The 1,822-nt window shown below is 55.5% G+C and carries 2 protein-coding genes; both read right to left on the bottom strand.

What is annotated here, in order from left to right:
- On the bottom strand, positions 1-792 hold a 792-nt coding region (locus ABYM29_RS15620; protein WP_372865716.1), incomplete at its 3' end, for a lysophospholipid acyltransferase family protein.
- Between the two features lie 186 nt (positions 793-978).
- Positions 979-1,815, bottom strand: coding sequence for a helix-turn-helix domain-containing protein (locus ABYM29_RS15625; RefSeq protein WP_372865717.1), 837 nt, complete (start codon positions 1,813-1,815; stop codon positions 979-981).
- Positions 1,816-1,822: the final 7 nt, after the last annotated feature.

A 1,822-nucleotide genomic window follows, 5' to 3' on the forward strand; every position in this document is an offset into this window, starting at 1 on the left:
AATGGACTCCTCCACCTGCATACGCACCACCATTTGCTGCTCTTTACTCGGCACACTGCCCTTGTACTCGCTCAAGTCCACCGGGTCACCAAACTGAATAAAGCAGCGCTGGGGCCGTGGCAGCAGTGTACCGAACAGCCCCATGGGAACCGGCCCGATCAGGTCTGTGCGAGAGTTTTCATTGATCACGCCCAGTCGCGTCAGCAATTTGCCCAACAGCGAATTAGGCAGGTCTCGCCCCTCGATCAGGTGCTTGTAAAATTCTTCCGGCCCGACTACCGCTGTTGGCACGATGGTATAGCCGTGCTGGGCAGCCATGCGCACAAAGCCACTGCGCTCTTTCCACTGCAGGGTATATTTCTGCTCGGCGGGCTTGGTCGCCTCGTGGGCACCACCGGGAAACACCAACAGATCGCTGCCGGCATCCATCAGCGCGCTACACACATCAGGGTGACCGATCACCGCGCCCTGCTTGAGCAAAAGGCCTTCGTTGACGCTGTTCCACAGCCATTTATCGCTCAGCGCGCGCAAAAAACGCCCGTGCTCGGCCAGCATCGGCAGACCCAAAATCGGCCCGTCTACGGCGTAGATGGAATGGTTGGCAACAAACAAACAGGGCTTGTCCGGCAGTTTATCGGCGTCGATAAAGGTCGGCGAGAACAGGCGCTTAAGTAGCTTGTAGGCCCAGCTTTTAGTGGGGTTTTTCGGCGTTTCAACCGCCAACACCCGCTCGATATAGCGCTCCATGTCTGCGCCTTCGTAGGGGATATAATCTTTGTCGTTAATACTCATATCTGCGCTTCGCCGCTTCCATTAGCTATCGAGAATAAAAAGTCGCGGCACAATACCACATTCGCCAACAAAGAGAGACTTAGCGTTTTGGCAATATAGCAATCACTTTTTGTACCGCAGCGGCTATCAAAAGCGGCCAGAACAAAGCTCCATGTATTTGCCACACCCGCCCCTGCCGCCAGTGAATCAATAAAACAACAGCGGGTGCTTCGGCGCCTGCTGTTGCAAGCCGGCCAGATCCAGCGCTTCATCTTCCGGGTACAAAATATTAATCGTCAGGCGCGGTTCGGAGACAAAGGCCGCCGGCCCCGACGGGCTGACGATGGTGCTGACATTAAAGAAGGTCTTCAGCTCGCCATTCACCTCTACCTGCACTCTAAAACTGCTCATCGGCTCCATCTTCGCCGCCCGCTGGCGCCAGTCTTCGGGCACTCCCATACGCTCGGCCAGTTGGTCTATTTTCGACTGGTCGTCGGGATTATTGCTAAACAGCGCGTCCTGCTGGCCGGCCATCAGGATCGCCGACAGGGTGTCCTCCCAATTGCTAACCAGATTGCTGCCGCCACTTCTCCAAAAAATAAATTCGAGATTATTGGTGACCCTATCGAGCAATTCAGCGGGTACGACCCGCGAGAACAGGCTGACAAACCCACGGTTGACCATAAGAATATTCGAGTGGGTATCGACCAGCGACGCCGGATAGGGGTCCAGTGCCCGCAGTGTGTGGACCATCGACTTCCTCAGCCAGCGCAGCTCCGGGCTATCGAAATCGTGCTCTTCTGCCAGTGGCGAGTAGCCAGCCGAAATCAGCAGGTGATTCAAATCGCGCTTGCCCAGATTCAGCACTTGGCCAATCTGTATCACCATCGCCTCGCTGGGGCGACTGCTGCCCGTCTCCAAACGACTGATATGTCGGGACGAGCAATCGAGTTGGTCGGCCAACTCTTCCTGACTCAGATTGTGCACATCGCGCCAAAACTTCAGAAAACGCGTAAATGCATAGTCTTGCCGTGGTTCTTTCATCGTCTAT

This window comes from Spongiibacter sp., from assembly GCF_041602295.1.
GTDB lineage: Bacteria > Pseudomonadota > Gammaproteobacteria > Pseudomonadales > Spongiibacteraceae > Spongiibacter.

Coding starts and splice junctions, on each gene's coding strand:
- ABYM29_RS15625 (WP_372865717.1), bottom strand. CDS start 1,815: ATGAAAGAACCACGGCAAGACTATGCATTTACGCGTTTTCTGAAGTTT.